The 16,238-nt window shown below is 39.3% G+C and carries 9 protein-coding genes and 2 pseudogenes; 4 read left to right on the forward strand and 7 right to left on the reverse strand.

The genetic code is table 11. From position 1 onward, the window contains the following. Window positions 1–33: 33 nt before the first annotated feature. From glgC to P4S71_RS00405, 6 genes and pseudogenes are all read right to left on the reverse strand, one after another. Window positions 34–1,335, reverse strand: a complete 1,302-nt coding sequence (gene glgC, locus P4S71_RS00380) for a glucose-1-phosphate adenylyltransferase (protein ID WP_008137132.1) — start codon at window positions 1,333–1,335, stop codon at window positions 34–36. 14 nt (window positions 1,336–1,349) lie between these two features. Continuing rightward, on the reverse strand, window positions 1,350–3,887 hold the full coding sequence (locus P4S71_RS00385) for a glycogen/starch/alpha-glucan phosphorylase (protein WP_337149820.1): 2,538 nt from the start codon (window positions 3,885–3,887) through the stop codon (window positions 1,350–1,352). Further along, a pseudogene (glgX, locus tag P4S71_RS00390) lies at window positions 3,880–5,942 on the reverse strand (glycogen debranching protein GlgX). The gene P4S71_RS00385 and the pseudogene glgX overlap by 8 nt, the downstream one beginning before the upstream one ends. Further along, window positions 5,935–8,163, reverse strand: a complete 2,229-nt coding sequence (glgB, locus tag P4S71_RS00395; protein ID WP_337149821.1) for a 1,4-alpha-glucan branching protein GlgB — start codon at window positions 8,161–8,163, stop codon at window positions 5,935–5,937. The pseudogene glgX and the gene glgB overlap by 8 nt, the downstream one beginning before the upstream one ends. After that, window positions 8,163–10,154 (reverse strand): 4-alpha-glucanotransferase, encoded by a 1,992-nt coding sequence (gene malQ / locus P4S71_RS00400; protein ID WP_337149822.1) that lies wholly within the window; start codon window positions 10,152–10,154, stop codon window positions 8,163–8,165. Before malQ ends, glgB begins: the two co-directional genes overlap by 1 nt. A gap of 9 nt (window positions 10,155–10,163) precedes the next feature. Next, window positions 10,164–10,466, reverse strand: a complete 303-nt coding sequence (locus P4S71_RS00405; protein WP_007376355.1) for an isoamylase early set domain-containing protein — start codon at window positions 10,464–10,466, stop codon at window positions 10,164–10,166. Window positions 10,467–10,837: 371 nt separating this feature from the next. On the opposite strand from P4S71_RS00405, the gene P4S71_RS00410 reads away from it, so the two are divergent. After that, window positions 10,838–11,800: a hypothetical protein gene (locus tag P4S71_RS00410; RefSeq protein WP_337149823.1), complete on the forward strand. Its 963-nt coding sequence runs from the start codon at window positions 10,838–10,840 to the stop codon at window positions 11,798–11,800. 31 nt (window positions 11,801–11,831) lie between these two features. Here the strand turns inward: P4S71_RS00410 and P4S71_RS00415 are convergent, their stop codons facing one another. Next, window positions 11,832–12,260: an Lrp/AsnC family transcriptional regulator gene (locus P4S71_RS00415; RefSeq protein WP_007376357.1), complete on the reverse strand. Its 429-nt coding sequence runs from the start codon at window positions 12,258–12,260 to the stop codon at window positions 11,832–11,834. A 197-nt stretch (window positions 12,261–12,457) separates the two neighbouring features. Here P4S71_RS00415 and P4S71_RS00420 point away from each other — a divergent pair, with 197 nt between their 5' ends. The 3 genes and pseudogenes from P4S71_RS00420 (at window position 12,458) to astD (ending at window position 16,221) form a co-directional block, all read left to right on the forward strand. Continuing rightward, the gene (locus P4S71_RS00420) at window positions 12,458–13,663 is read left to right on the forward strand and encodes an aspartate aminotransferase family protein (RefSeq protein WP_337149824.1); all 1,206 of its coding nucleotides are present in this window, start codon (window positions 12,458–12,460) and stop codon (window positions 13,661–13,663) included. A gap of 50 nt (window positions 13,664–13,713) precedes the next feature. Beyond that, window positions 13,714–14,747 (forward strand): annotated as a pseudogene (astA, locus tag P4S71_RS00425) (arginine N-succinyltransferase). Between the two features lie 7 nt (window positions 14,748–14,754). Continuing rightward, window positions 14,755–16,221: a succinylglutamate-semialdehyde dehydrogenase gene (gene astD / locus P4S71_RS00430; RefSeq protein ID WP_337149825.1), complete on the forward strand. Its 1,467-nt coding sequence runs from the start codon at window positions 14,755–14,757 to the stop codon at window positions 16,219–16,221. Window positions 16,222–16,238: the final 17 nt, after the last annotated feature.

Genomic DNA, 16,238 nt, shown 5'->3' on the forward strand with positions numbered 1-16,238 from the left:
GTTGTCATGCTTAAAATTAGTTAGCTAGTTTATTTAAGCTAACTTTTTATTTTCATTTGCTTGGCGCGCAAGCTTTTTTGCAAGCTCAGTGAGCATATCACGGGTCACGAGTACGATGCCTTTTTTAGACACTCTAAAGCCATTGTCTTCATCTGTCTTACGATCAAAACCAATTTCTAGTCCTGCTGGTATCTCACAGCTTCTATCTATTATCGCCCGCTTAATTTTGCAGCCTCTATTTATAATTGCACCAGGCAATATAACTGACTGCTCTATCTCGCAAAATGAACGAATATGTACATTTGAAAACAATAAAGACTTTCTAACAGCAGAGCCCGAAATAATACAACCACCAGAAACTGTTGAGTCTAAGGCCATTCCGCGCCTATCATCGTCATCAAAAATAAATTTAGCGGGCGGTAATTGTTCCTGATAGGTCCAAATTGGCCACATCGGATCGTATAAATCAAGTTGCGGCTCAGGCATTACCAGTTCCATATTAGCTTCCCAGAATGAATCTAGTGTACCTACATCACGCCAATAAGGTTGCCCTTCTTGGTTTGGATCTCTAAATGGGAAGGCAAATACGTTATGCTCTTCTATTATCGCTGGAATAATATCGTGGCCAAAATCGCGACCAGAGCCTTCATTTTCAGCATCTTTTTTGAGCTGTTCGAACAAAAATTCGGTGTTAAATACGTAATTGCCCATTGAAGCTAAACACGTACCTGGCTTACCAGGTACTGAACTTGGCATTGCAGGCTTTTCGTCAAAACGGCAAACACGATTTTCCTCATTAACGGTCATTACACCAAAGGTATCGGCGGCTTCTTCTACGGGTACTTCGATGCAACAAACAGTCATGTCGGCGCCATTTTCTACGTGCTTAGCTAAAAGAGCACCGTAATCCATACGATATACATGATCGCCCGATAAAATCATCACATATTTTGGTAGTTCATGACGAATAATATCTATATTTTGAAAAACAGCATCGGCGGTTCCACAATACCAATCATCGCCTTGACGCTGCGATGCAGGTAGAATTTCAACCGACTCTCCCAATTCCTTTTTAAAATGCCCCCAAGCACGGTTAACGTGCCTAATAAGTGAATGAGACTTATATTGTGTGGCAATACCAACGCGCCTAACGCCTGAGTTAATACAGTTAGATAACGGAAAGTCGATTATTCGATGTTTACCACCAAAGTAAACCGCAGGCTTTGCTCGCCAGTCAGTCAGTTCATGCAGGCGTGAACCGCGACCTCCAGCCAGTATTAGTGCGTAAGTTTCTCTGGTTAGGCTGCTTATATAACGATTTTCGTAGTTGGGCATAATACTCTCTCCATTTAGTTTTTGCTGTTAGTGGTATGACTTTTAGTTGTCGTTAAGTCTGTTGCACTAATGTTGAGGGGTTCTAAATGCCAAATGTCGTCACTGTATTGGCTTATGGTTCTATCACTTGAAAACATGCCACTGGCTGCTGTATTTAAAATACTAATTTGTGTCCAGTAGGCTTGATCAGTGTAGGTCTTCTCTACTTGTTTTTGAGCATCAACATAGCTTTCAAAATCATGCGCGACCAACCAAGGATCGTTCGGGCTCTTAATCGCATTGATCACGTCATCAAATAAGCATGGTTCGAATAAATTAAAATGGCCACTTTCTAAAAGCTGCATTACGTTTGCCAAGTCACTATTTTGTGAAATTAAATGATCTGGATTATAACGTGATTTAATATCATCAATTTGATGTGCTTGAGCACCAAACAAAAAGAAATTATCAGCACCCACGGCATCTCTAATTTCAATATTTGCGCCATCAAGTGTACCTATCGTCAATGCACCATTCATCATGAACTTCATGTTACCTGTACCTGATGCTTCTTTACCTGCGGTAGACACTTGCTCTGACAAATCGGTTGCAGGGCAAATAACTTCCATTGCTGTTACGTTATAATTTGGTAAAAATGCTACGCGTAAATACGGTGCTGCTAATGGATCTTTATTAATAACCTCAGCCACATTGTTGATTAGCTTAATAATTTTTTTAGCCATGTAATAGCCTGGCGCTGCTTTACCACCGAGTAATACACAACGCGGAACAAGCCCTTGCGTATCACCGCGACGAATACGGTCATATAGATGAATTACATGCAACACATTAAGTAGTTGGCGTTTGTATTCATGAATTCGCTTAACTTGTACGTCAAACATCATCGATACATCGAACTCAACACCGCAACGCGCTTTGACTAAATCAACAAGGCGTTGTTTGTTTTCGCGTTTAGCTGATTGCCACTGAATATGAAAGGTTTGGTCATCAAAAAATCGACGTAGTTGACTAATTTGACTAAAATCGCCTACCCAATCGTTACCAATTTTTTCGCTAATTAAGTTGCTTAGAATAGGGTTGCAGTGAGCAAGCCAACGACGTGGTGTTACGCCATTTGTTTTGTTATTAAACTTATCTGGCCACAGTGCATAAAACTCTTTAAACAAGCCTGCTTTTAGTAACTCAGTATGCAGTGCCGCGACTCCATTTACGGAGTAACTACCGACTATTGCTAAATAAGCCATACGAATTTGCGGCTCATCACCTTCTTCAATAAGCGATAGCGCTCGCTGTTTGTTAACATCCCCTGGCCACTGCTGTGCAACTTGGGCTAAAAAACGTGCATTTATCTCGTAAACTATTTCTAAAATACGCGGTAATAACCTTGCAAACAAAGATACTGACCACTTTTCAAGTGCCTCAGGAAGTAAGGTATGATTTGTATAGGCCATTGTTTTAGTAGTAATTTTCCAAGCATCTTCCCAATCAAGTTCGTAGTCATCCATTAAAATACGCATCAGCTCTGCAACAGCAATACTTGGGTGCGTGTCGTTTAATTGAAACACATGAAAATCAGAAAAATCAGAAAAACTCTCACCGTGTTGTGCAACCCATTGATCAACAATGTCTTGAATACTCGCAGACGATAAAAAATACTGTTGGCGTAACCTAAGTTCTTTACCATTTTCGCTACTGTCGTTTGGGTAAAGCACCATAGTAATTTGTTCAGCTAGATTTTTTTGTGCTACAGCTTCTGAGTAACTACCAGCATTAAACTCAGTTAGATTAAATTCATCTGTCGCTTCTGACTTCCACAGACGAAGTGTATTAACAATATTATTTTTATAGCCAGGAATTGGTACATCATAAGGCACAGCTAATACATCGTGCGAACTCATCCATTGACGATGCTCTCGGCCATATTTATCTGTATAGCTTTGCACATAGCCACTAAACTTAACGCGCTTTGCATGCTCTGGAGCACTCAGTTCCCATGGATGTCCTTCACGAAGCCAGTTGTCGGGTTGTTCTATTTGATTTCCGTCATTTATAGACTGATTAAACATACCGTATTCGTAACGAAGGCCATACCCAATTACAGGCAGGGCCAAACTTGCACAGCTATCTAAAAAACAGGCTGCTAAACGCCCTAAACCACCATTACCTAGCCCTGCATCATGTTCGGCATCTTCAAGCGTTTCGACTGTTGTACAATATTCTTGTAATGCAGAAGCAACTTGATCATCTAAATCTAGATTTAAAATAGCGTTACCCAGTGCTCGTCCCATTAAAAACTCAAGAGAAAGGTAAGCCGTTTTACGGCGCTTTTGCTGTCTAATTTGTTGATTGGTTTCTCTGCAACGAGCAACAAGTCGATCGCGAATAGTGAGCGCTAATGCATGATATAAATATAACTGTGATTCGCCGACCTTATCTCGGCCGAGGGTGTAATAAAAGTGACGTGTTAAATCATCTTTTAACGTACTTTCATCAATAACAGGGCCTTCTTGCCAACCCTTTACTACACACACTTGTTCATCTTGCTTAGCCATGACCTACTTCCTCTAAATTTGAACTGAAAACCCAGCTACTTTGTGCAGAAATTTCAACCATCGCATCGTTGTTACTACTTACAGATGCATTATTTACACTTGATAAAACCATTTGCCAAGGCGCACTTATTGGAGATTGCGGCAATTGGCAGGACATTACTTTTTTACTCGCATTAAAAATTATTAAAAGTGCATGTTTATTTTGCTTATCGAGCAAGCTGTACATTAAAAACTGACGCGTATTTTCATGCCAATGCGCGTCAGTCATAGTTACACCTTCTTCGGTAAACCACCTAACTGTAAAGCGCTCATCAATATCATCTAAAAACACACTGTGTTTAAACGCACTGTGGGCACGTCTGATTTTTAGTGCATCGTCTATAAAACGAGTCAATGTATGATTTAATTGTGAGTCTTTCCATGCAAGCCAACTGGTACGATTATTTTGGCAATAAGCATTATTATTTCCCCCTTGCGAGTGCGCTATTTCACTCCCAGATGAGAGCATAGGAACTCCTTTGGACAAAATAAGTGTAAGCAAAAAGTTTTTTTGCTGTTGCAAGCGGAGCGCTGTTATTTTGGGATCATTTGTAAACCCTTCTACACCACAATTAAAAGAATGATTAGCACTGTGACCATCTCGATTTTGCTCACCATTTGCCTCATTGTGTTTTTCTTCGTAGCTAACTAAGTCAGCAAGCGTAAAACCGTCGTGACTCGTTATAAAATTTATACTATTGAGCGGACCGCGCTCACTGTGCTCGAAGATATCAAATGAGCCATGTAAACGTTTGGCAACGGTGGCGATAATGCCTTCTTCACTTTTCCAAAAACGCTTTATTACATCACGATATTGATCGTTCCATTCTCGCCAAGGTGCCGGAAAAGCACCTAACTGATAGCCACCAGGGCCTATATCCCACGGTTCACTAATGAGCTTTACTTTGTTTAAAATAGGATCTTGGGCAACCGCTTGTAAGAAAGTATGAGAAGCGCTAAACCCAGATTGAGAACGCCCTAAAATAGTCGCCAAATCAAACCTGAAGCCATCAACTCCCATTACTTCAACCCAATAACGAAGACTATCGAGTACAAGTTGTAATACACGAGGGTGGTCAATATTAATCGTGTTACCGCATCCAGTATCGTTTATATATAAATCTGGTCGATCGCTTACAGTGCGGTAATAAGCTAAGTTATCAAAGCCTCTAAGTGACAATATTGGGCCATCATTACCGGCCTCTGCGGTATGGTTGTAAACAACGTCGATAATAACTTCAATGTCGGCCGCATGAAGCTCTCGCACCATTTGCTTAAACTCATTTATATCGTCTTTAACCAAGTAGTCATTATGAGGTGTAAAAAGTTAAGCGTGTTGTAACCCCAATAATTTTGCAGCCCTTTACCCGTTAAAAATTGTTCACTAATAAATGAATGAACAGGTAAAAGTTCCACAGCTGTAATACCAAAGCTCTGTAAGTGTTCAATAAAACGGGGATGACTTAGTCCTAAAAATTTCCCTTGTAGGTACTTAGGTATTTCGGGATGACGGCACGTTGCTCCTTTCACATGGCATTCGTATATAACCGTATTTGACCATCTATGGTTTGGCTTTTTATGCGCGTACAACACAGGTGCTGCTACTTTTGACTTAGGTATATCAATCGCATTATTTACGGTGCTTTTAGTGCCGATTGGCATTTGCCCATAATGACGCTCACTCCAAGTAAACTCACCAAATAAGTCTTTTGCGTAAGGGTCTATTAATAGTTTGTTTTCGTTAAACAATTGACCGTGCTTAGGGTTATATTCACCCTCTACTCTAAAGCCATACAAAGCACCTGCATTTAAAGGAAATATATGAATACTCCAAATGCCGCCTTCGTTAATGCTCATTGCCACCTTTAATATTTCTGAATGGCCACTTTTGTCAAATAAACATAAATAAGCTTGAGTTGCTTTTGGCGCATAAAGTGCAAAATTTACACCGCCGTCAGTAACACTTGAACCTAAGGGTTCAACTTGGCCGTGAGTGACTTCAAATTGATTACTCATCTTCGACCTTTTGTAAATAAATAGTAGTTAAACCACCAATGGCAATAGAAATGCTTTGAGCGAACCCATGATTAGGGCTGTCGAAGGTAGTAACTGTCTTTGATTCGTTTTGTGTAACGTCTATCCCTGAGCCAAAATAATCGGTTTCATCTGTATTTAAAATTACTTTATAGCGGCCTTTATTTGGCACACCAATGACGTAATTTTGATAAGACTCTGGAGTGAAATTAGCTATAACAACCACTAAATTTCGTGCATTTTTGGCATACCGTACAAAACTTAAAATACTTTGAGCGTTATTGTTGTTATCTATCCAATCAAAGCCTGCTGCACTTGTGTCAAGTTCGTACAAAGCAGGTTGGTTTTTATATACATGATTGAGTGTTTTAATTGTTTGTTTTATACCATTGTGACTTTGATGCTCTAATAAGTGCCAATCAAGCGAATGATCGTGGGCCCACTCAGTGCGCTGAGCTATTTCACAACCCATAAACAATAATTTTTTACCTGGATGCGCCCACATAAACGCATAATAAGCTCGAAGGTTTGCGAACTTTTGCCAATCATCCCCTGGCATTTTTTCAATAAGTGAGCCTTTGCCATGCACTACTTCGTCGTGACTCAATGGCAGTATGAAGTTCTCACTAAAGGCGTATACCATCGAAAAGGTTATTTCGTGATGGTGGTGCTGTTTGTAAAGCGGATCGCGTTGCATATAGTGCAAACTATCGTTCATCCAGCCCATATTCCATTTATAGCCAAACCCTAAACCGTTATGCTCAACACTTTGTGTAACACTTGGCCATGCAGTTGATTCTTCGGCTACCATCATGATGCCAGGGTTGTTTTTATAACTTCGTAAATTAACCTGCTTTAGGCACTCGATTGCACCAAGGTTCTCGCGTCCTCCATAACAATTAGGGATCCATTCACCTTCTTTACGGCTGTAATCTAAATACAACATTGAAGCCACTGCATCTACTCGTAAACCATCAAGCCCAAATTGGTGTAACCAATACATTGCATTAGAAATCAAAAAGCTTTTAACTTCAGGGCGATCGTAATTATAAATATAGGTATTCCAATCGGGATGAAAACCTTGACGCATATCGGCATGTTCGTACAAATGAGTGCCATCAAAACGATGCAAACCATGCGGATCACTTGGAAAATGCCCAGGTACCCAGTCGAGTAAAATACCTAAATTTGCTTTATGGCATTGCTCTACAAAATATTTAAAACTGTTATAGTCACCAAAACGGCTAGTAGGTGCAAATAAACCAACGGGTTGATAGCCCCACGAGCCATCAAACGGGTATTCACTGATAGGCATAAGCTGTAGGTGGGTGAAATTCATTTCAAGTGCATAGCTAACTAGCTTGTCAGCAAGCTCTACGTAACTTAAATAACGATTATTTTCAGCGCGTTGCCATGAGCCTAAATGCACTTCATAAATACTAATTGGTGCATCAATATGGTTACGCTTTTGTCTATTTTTTAAGGCCTGTTCATCAAGAATTATAGGTTCTGGTTTGTATTGCAATACACTGGCAGTACCGGGGGCTTGCTGCATTTTAAACGCATATGGGTCTGCTTTTTCAAACACGTCTCCACTTTGTGCGGTAATTGCAAATTTATAGCACATGTCAGCTTTAAGGCCTGGTATAAATAATTCCCATACACCACTTGCAGGATGAAAGCGCATAAAGTGACGATTAGCTTGCCAAAAATTAAATTCACCAATAATTGATACACTTGCTGCATTTGGCGCCCACACACAAAAACGCACCCCCTCTACATTTTGTTGAGTGCTAAAATGTGCACCAAAGTGTGAGTATGCATGCTCTAAACTACCTTCGTTAAATAAGTACATTGCCTGTGTATCGAGCGCAGTGTCAAAACTGTATTCATCGTAAAACGTAACGGCTGTATTTGTGTATTCAACATCACATTGATATGGCGCGCTTGGCAATGTTTTTAGCTTTGCAATAAACAAATCACTTTGCTTATATCGCAGCGCTTTTATTTTTTTACCGCCAAGGTTAATTACAACATTCAACGCAGTGGGTAAGTAAAGTCGTAACTCTGTGTCTGTGTTTGTTAGTTTATGTGCCCCAAGAAAGCTAAACGGGTCTTTAAAACGACCTGCGCTTAACGCTTGTACTTGATCATCATAACTATTAAAAGAAGATCCAATATTATCTACTGCTGAGCTACTCATTAACCTTTCCTTATTGAATCTATTGCAGCTAACAAAGAGGCATTTTTACTAAAAATCTCTTCGCAAGTGTGTGTTAAAACACGCCGCCAATTGGGATACTCGGTATCTGTTCCTGGAATATTCACACTGTAAAGCTGCTCATCTAAATCATCTATTTGCAGCGCAAGTAATCGTGATTGCGACTTTGCTAAACATAAGGCAAGTGATTTATAAACGTCCATTGCATTAGCTTGTAGGTTAAGTTCTTTTGTTTGATTGACATTAATAAAGCGCAATAATCGCTCTTGCTCTTCAACACGTTGGTGGGTTAAGTCGTTGCATTGCTGCTCGTTAATTAAACTGTATTGCTGCTTTATATCTAAATCATCGTGTTGCCACCAGCCCATAAAAGGAGGCACATCGTGATTGGCAATCATTAATAAGCAACGTGATGGTAAATCGTTAACCAATAAAAATTCATCATCGTGCTGTTTTTCAAAATAAAATAAGCTGTTAGAAAAAATACCGCTAGAGGCTAAAGCATCTCTTACCTCAGGGGGGACTACACCCAGATCTTCGCCAATAACAATACTTTGATTAATATGCGATTCAATTTTTAAAATTGCGAGTAAATGCTCAAACGGATAATAAACATAACAGCCATCTTGTTTACCATTCGTTTCAAAACACCACCATAAACGCCTAATAGCCATTACATGGTCAATTCTGAGACCACCTACATTTTGCATGTTTGCGCGAATAAGTGAGCGATAAAACTCGAAGTGATTATTGCTAAGACTGCGAGGATTGAGTGCCGGAAGCCCCCAATTTTGACCTGCTTCAGCCCATGGGTCTGGCGGGGCACCAACACTTGCCTCTTGGCTAAATAATGATTGCTGATTTTTAAATTCGGCCCCATCGCCAGCACACCCAACAGCTAAATCGTTGATTAAACCAATAGCCATTCCCAGCTCTATACAACTTTTTTGACAAAGTGCTAACTGTAAATACGCTTGCCACTGCAAATAATAGTCAAACGTTAAATTATCTGATTCAAGGGTATTTAGCGTACTTGTATGAGTGTTACAAAATGCTGTAAACGCTTGTCGACGCTCATTACTGGCAGTTAATTCAAACTGACTATAAAGCGCTTTAAATAACGTATATTTAATACGACTTACGTTTTCGTAATTTATAAATTGATCATTGCTTTGCATGAGAGAAATAACATCATCACTTTGCATTAAAGCATTTAGCTCTGCATTGTTATTAGCGTCGTCACATAAATCAATGGCAATATATAAAGGGTTTAGCAAAGCACGACTGTTAGGGCTATAAGGACTTGCTCGCTCTGGCATATCGGCAAATAATAAATGAAGTGGATTAAGTAAAATATAATCCATGTTTTGCGCACTACATAAATGAGTTAACGATAATAAATCGCTAAAATCGCCAACACCTAATAGCGCTTTATTTTTTAAAGTATAAAGCTGAATAGAGAGCCCTGTACGCTTTATATCATCTACTTGATATACTTGTTCAGGAACAGACCAAACCTGTGTATTTGAAAATTGCTCGCCTACTTTTATCGTTGCATCATAATATCCAGCTGGGATAAAAGGTAATTCAAGCGCAACCTCAATATATCGCACGCCATGCAAGTAATATTCACCTGTGACAGGTAAATCACGCATAGTTTGAAATGCCAAGTCAAGACCAAGCGCCTCTACTTTTATGCCTACACATAAATGCTGTTGACGCTCATCTATACGAATCTTTAAGGTATTTTCAGGCCATTCAAGCAAGCTAACACGCGGAACTAATTGCTGCCAAGTAGCTGCATCTAATTCATAGTTAAGATGCGCTATTTGATTAGCATCGTTAGTGTCAATACCACAGCACTGTAAAGCTTGCTTTCGTGTATCGTTGCTAAAAACAACCTGTTCACCAGTGTATTTAGTGAATTCATAACCAATGCCATGCAGGTAAAATAACTGCGAAAGAGCGTCCATTTATTGGCCTTAATTTATACGTTGCGTATTCACTATGCTATTTTCTGTGCCAAATGTATTACCAATGTAACCGTCGGCTTGGTGGTCGTTATCCCAAATATCTCCATTGATTAGATAACGAAAATGGAACTGCTGATCAATAGGAAGGCGTTGCTTACACTTAAAAACGCCCTGTTTTTTATTGAGCTTCATTGGCACTGGCTGCCAATCATTAAATTCACCTAGCAAACAGACTTGCTCTGCCTCAGGGTGAGTGAACTCAAAAGTAACTTCAGCTTCATCTTTTGTTTTAAAAAAACGTTTATTCAACATAGCAGGCTCCAACTAAACCATAAAGGGTAATTAATCTTTGCCACAGGCCATACAACTAAACAAAAAGGCGATGTGGATTCCATTCAAAATCATTAAACACGTTGTAAGTTAACCAAAACTTTATTTACGCATTATTACAGTGCAGCAATTCTTTTTTTGCACCTAAAAAGTGCAGTTAGTATCTAAACATTCACTTTTGTAAAGCTCAATATTATAGAGCAATATTTAAACCAACTAGACGTGCCACACTTTATTTATTGTCTCAACTTTTATTAGTACCAAACATGAAATAATTCAAAAGTATTACTTAAACTTATAAAATTCTTTTGTTATGCGCTTTTATAAACGATAATAAACCGCATATTAATACTTTGAAATATCATAATTTTCATGTTGAAAAAAGCATTCTAATAACTATAGCAATCACCTTTTTAATAATAGCCACACTTATTGGTTCTTCAATCTATACCCTTTATAGCAAAAAAGAAATCTCAGTTGATCCTAAATTAAAAGAAATATCAGGTATAGAATTTGATAAGCAAAAACGCCTATGGGCTATTAACGATGGAGGCAATGAACCCAAACTATATAGGCTCAACAAAGATGGCTCTATCGCCAAAGAAATCTTAGTTGAAAATGCCAAAAACATAGACTGGGAAGATATGACTCAAAACAAGTTTGGGCATTTTTTCCTAGGTGATTTTGGCAATAACAAAAACGATCGCAGATGGCTCACTATTTATAAAATAGAAAACCCAATAGATATAAAAACAGATATAACTCAAGCAGAAATTATAAAATTTACCTACCCAGAAATGGATGGAAGTCCAATAAAACCCAATAATCGAAATTTTGATTTAGAAGCATTTGTCGCGCTTGGCCGTCATTTATATTTATTTACTAAAAACCGCACTGAACCGTTTGATGGTATTACTAAGGTATATAAAGTGGGCGATCACGCCGCTAACTTTAAAGCTGAGTTAATCGATTCTTTCAAAACATGTACTACATTAGAAAAACTATGTTGGATAACATCAGCAGCCTTAAGTCCTGACCGTAAAAAATTGGTATTACTTGATTCAACCAGTATTTGGTTATTTGAAAACTTTGAAGGTGATAAATTTTTCTCTGGTGATGTATCAAAAATAGACCTAGGGATTGTTACTCAAAAAGAGGCTGTTACGTTCTTTGACGACAACACCATTGTATTTACCGATGAAGAGTTTAAAGGTATTGGCGGTAATGCTTACTTTATTAAGCTTGATGAAGCAAATAAAACAGTGGTGAAAAGAGTAAAAGTGACGCCAAAAATAACCAATGCATCAACAAAGTAATCTGATGCATTGACATGATACATACTCAGGCTCATCGCTTAAATTTGGTTTCTAAAATAACAGACGATGTTGTACGCTCTACCCCATCAAGGTTGCCAATATCGTCTAGCAAATGACTAAGTTGCTCCAAATTTTGTGCTTGAACTACCGCAATTAAATCAAACTCGCCACTTATTGCATAAAGCTGTGAAATAGCGTCAATTTGTTTTAGTTCTAAGTTGGTTTTAGTGGTGAGCTTTTGCTTTACTTTTATTGATACATGCGCCGATACCATTTTGTTTAAATAGTCATCTCCGTAGTCTACGCTATACCCTTTAATTACCCCGCTTTCTTCTAACTTTAACATTCTACTTTGCACTGTAGAGCGCGACAGGTTCAATAGTCTGGCAAGGTCAGAAATACTCGCGCGTGCATTTGTTTTTAGTATCGATAATAGCTTTTCGTCTTGTGGAGTTATCATAATGGTTATTTATTTCGTTATTTTGCCTTTTATTCTAATCATTTTTCACAAAATAGCACTGCAATTTTAACTGCGAACCTTCGATAATAGTGTCCAATAAAAAATAATAACGTGTTTGCTCAAGAATAACGGCTATATTCTTCTTTAATTTAGCAACTAATCTTTTATCTAAGCCCATTTAATTTAGGTGTACAAAAATGCAAGTAACTAGAGACTTATTTAACGACGTAATGGTACCAAACTATAACCCATCAGCAATTATCCCAGTTCGTGGTGAAGGTTCACGCGTTTGGGATCAAAATAATAATGAGTTCATTGATTTTGCCGGTGGTATTGCCGTTAACTGTTTGGGTCACTGTCATCCTGCATTAGTTAAAGCATTAAAAGAGCAAGGCGAAAAAATTTGGCATTTATCAAATGTTATGACCAATGAGCCAGCACTTCGTTTAGCTCAAAAAATGGTTGAAGCAACATTTGCTGATAAAGTTTACTTTGCAAACTCAGGCGCAGAAGCAAACGAAGCCGCGCTTAAATTAGCTCGTCGTTATGCATTGGACGTATATGGCGCTGAAAAAACGCAAATTATTGCATTTAATAAAGGTTTCCATGGTCGTACATTCTTTACAGTAACTGTGGGCGGGCAAGCGGCTTATTCAGATGGCTTTGGTCCAAAACCAGCTGACATAGTACATTGTGATTTTAACGATATAGCGGCATTTGAAGCGCTGATCAGCGATAAAACATGTGCTGTTATGATGGAGCCATTACAAGGTGAAGGCGGTATTATTTCACCAACAGATAAATTTGCTAAAAAAGTACGCGAACTTTGTACTAAACATAACGCGTTACTTATTTTTGATGAAGTACAAACGGGTGTTGGTCGCACAGGCGATTTATACGCTTATGAAGGTTTAGGGGTTGTTCCTGACATTTTAACAACGGCAAAAGCATTGGGTGGTGGTTTTCCAATTGGCGCTATGATCACACGTACACCGATTGCTGAGCATTTAAAAATTGGTACTCACGGTTCTACTTATGGCGGTAATCCGCTAGCTTGTGCTGTAGCTGAAGCCGCATTTGATACAGTAAATACACCAAACGTACTAAACGGAGTTAAAGAGCGCGAGCAATTATTCCGTGACGGATTAAACGCAATTAACGAAAAATACAACGTATTTAGCGAAGTACGTGGTAAAGGCTTATTAATTGGCGCAGTACTAAATGACAAATTTCAAGGACGTGCACGCGACTTTTTAGTAGCCAGTGCTAATAATGGTTTAATGAACCTTGTAGCTGGCATGAATGTAATTCGCTTTACACCGTCTTTAGTTATTCCGTTTGAAGATATTAAAGAAGGCTTAGCGCGCTTTGAAAAAGCAGTTAGCGATGTAGTAAACGGTTAATAGAGTTTAAATTAGCACGCCTACAAGCGTGCTATTGGAGCAAGCAATAAATGCAAGTATTACGTCCTATTACTGCCAATGATTTTGACGCGCTTAAACAAATAGCGATTGAATCCGGTCATGGGTTTACCTCTTTACCTGTGGACGATGCACAGCTTAAAGAAAAAATTGAACGTGCTGAAAAAAGCTTTGCCAAAAACATTAACCAGCCACTTGATGAAAGCTATTTATTTGTTTTAGAAGACAGTGAAACAGGTGACGTTATTGGCACAACCGCTATAGAAGCCGCAGTAGGTTTATCGGTGCCTTTATATCATTATCATTTGGGTAAAACAGTACACCACTCGCCTACTTTAAATGTATATAACACCGTTGATATTTTAAGCATGTGTAACGACTACACAGGTTGCTCAGAAATATGCACATTATTTTTGCGAGAAAATAGCCGCAAAGGTTTAACGGGTCGATTTTTATCACGTTCACGCTTTTTGTTTATGGCTCAGCATAGCGAGCGTTTTGCCGATACCGTTATCGCAGAAATGCGCGGTGTTAGCGACGAAGACGGTCATTCTCCTTTTTGGCAATGGCTGCAAGAGCACTTTTTAGTATCGAATTTCCACAAGCGGATCACTTAGTTGGCTTAGGCGATAAGGTATTTATTAGCGAGTTAATGCCTAAATACCCTATTTATGTGAACTTGCTTAGTAAAAAAGCCCAAGCAGTGATTGGGCATGTGCATGAAAAAACAAAACCTGCGCTAAAACTATTAGAAAAAGAAGGGTTTGAGCACAGAGGCTACGTTGACTTATTTGACGCAGGCCCAACAGTTGAAGCAAAGCTTGGAAATATTCGCAGCATTCGCGATTCTCAAGTTTGCCCTGTTACGATTGGCGAGCTTGATCACATATCACAAAATAGCTCTGATACGCTGGCTGTATGCAATCAAGGCGTAAGTGGCTTTAGAGCAACATTTACCAAAGACGCACATTACAATCATGCAAAACATACCCTCGTCATTAGCCAAGATGTGGCTAATGCGCTTAATTTAAGCCAAGGAGATGCAGCGCGATTTTTCCGCCTGTAAATAATTTATGAATACACACCTAATTAATAACCAATGGCATGTGGGACTTGGTCCAGCATTTGAGTCAATCAATCCAAGTAATGGCGATGTGGTATGGCAAGGTAATGGCGCAAACGCCCAGCAAGTAGATTCTGCTATAAAAGCAGCTAGAGCCGCGCAATTACAATGGGCAGACAAACCACTTGAAGAGCGTATCGCCATTTTAGAAAACTTCGCAGCACAATTAAAAGAACACAGCGAAGAATTTGCTAGCATTATTGCACGCGAAACGGGTAAGCCATTATGGGAAACCCGTACCGAAGTAGGCGCAATGACAGGAAAAGTAGCTATATCTGTAAAAGCCTACCATGAGCGTACAGGTACAACCGAAAACCCAATGCCCGGTGCTAAAGCGTTTATTAGACACAAACCGCATGGTGTTGTGGCTATTTTTGGCCCGTATAACTTTCCTGGACATTTACCAAACGGGCATATTGTTCCTGCAATTTTAGCCGGTAATACCGTTGTATTTAAGCCATCAGAATTGACTCCGCACGTTGCAGAATTTACCCTCTCACTTTGGTTAAAAGCAGGTTTGCCAGCGGGTGTTATTAACCTTGTGCAAGGTGAAATTGAAACAGGTAAAGCGCTTGCTTCTCATAAAGATATAGATGGCTTGTTTTTTACCGGTAGCTCAAACACAGGCCACTTATTACATAAACAGTTTGCAGGACACCCTGGCAAAATTTTAGCACTTGAAATGGGCGGCAATAATCCTCTTATTGTAAAAGATGTGAGCGATATAAGCGCCGCTGTACACGATATTATTCAATCAGGCTTTATTACCTCAGGTCAACGTTGTACGTGTGCACGTCGCTTATTTATTGAAAAATCAGCCAACGGTGATGCTATTTTAGAAAAGCTAATAAGCGCAACTAAAAACATAGTTGTAGACGACAGTTTTGCTACAGAGCAGCCTTTTATGGGTGCAATGATAAGCGAAAAAGCAGCACTGGGTATGGTTGCCGCGCAAAGTGAATTAGTCTCAAAAGGCGCGCAAATCCTTGTTGAACTTAAGCAATTAAATCCAGGCACAGGTTTTGTAAGCCCGGGCATTATTGATGTAACAAGCATTACCGACATGCCAGATGAAGAGCATTTTGGGCCGCTAATTAAAGTGTATCGTTACACCGACTTTGACAGCGCAATTATTGAAGCCAACAACACAAGCTTTGGTTTATCTGCAGGTTTACTTAGCGACAGTGAAGATGACTACACTCACTTTTTAAAGCGCATTCGTGCCGGTATTGTTAACTGGAACCGCCCTATTACAGGTGCCTCTAGTGCAGCTCCATTTGGCGGTATTGGCGCCAGTGGAAATCACAGAGCAAGTGCCTATTACGCCGCCGATTATTGCGCATACCCTGTAGCATCTGTTGAGTCAGATAAAGTGAGCTTACCGCAAACTCTAGCACCAGGCTTGGTAATTGAATAAGCAATAAAACCAAATTT

This window comes from Pseudoalteromonas sp. B62 (assembly GCF_037162565.1).
In the GTDB taxonomy this organism is placed as follows: domain Bacteria; phylum Pseudomonadota; class Gammaproteobacteria; order Enterobacterales; family Alteromonadaceae; genus Pseudoalteromonas; species Pseudoalteromonas fuliginea.

Coding starts and splice junctions, on each gene's coding strand:
- glgC (WP_008137132.1), bottom strand. CDS start 1,335: ATGCCCAACTACGAAAATCGTTATATAAGCAGCCTAACCAGAGAAACT.
- P4S71_RS00385 (WP_337149820.1), bottom strand. CDS start 3,887: ATGGCTAAGCAAGATGAACAAGTGTGTGTAGTAAAGGGTTGGCAAGAA.
- glgB (WP_337149821.1), bottom strand. CDS start 8,163: ATGAGTAGCTCAGCAGTAGATAATATTGGATCTTCTTTTAATAGTTAT.
- malQ (WP_337149822.1), bottom strand. CDS start 10,154: ATGGACGCTCTTTCGCAGTTATTTTACCTGCATGGCATTGGTTATGAA.
- P4S71_RS00405 (WP_007376355.1), bottom strand. CDS start 10,466: ATGTTGAATAAACGTTTTTTTAAAACAAAAGATGAAGCTGAAGTTACT.
- P4S71_RS00415 (WP_007376357.1), bottom strand. CDS start 12,260: ATGATAACTCCACAAGACGAAAAGCTATTATCGATACTAAAAACAAAT.
- P4S71_RS00420 (WP_337149824.1), top strand. CDS start 12,458: ATGCAAGTAACTAGAGACTTATTTAACGACGTAATGGTACCAAACTAT.
- astD (WP_337149825.1), top strand. CDS start 14,755: ATGAATACACACCTAATTAATAACCAATGGCATGTGGGACTTGGTCCA.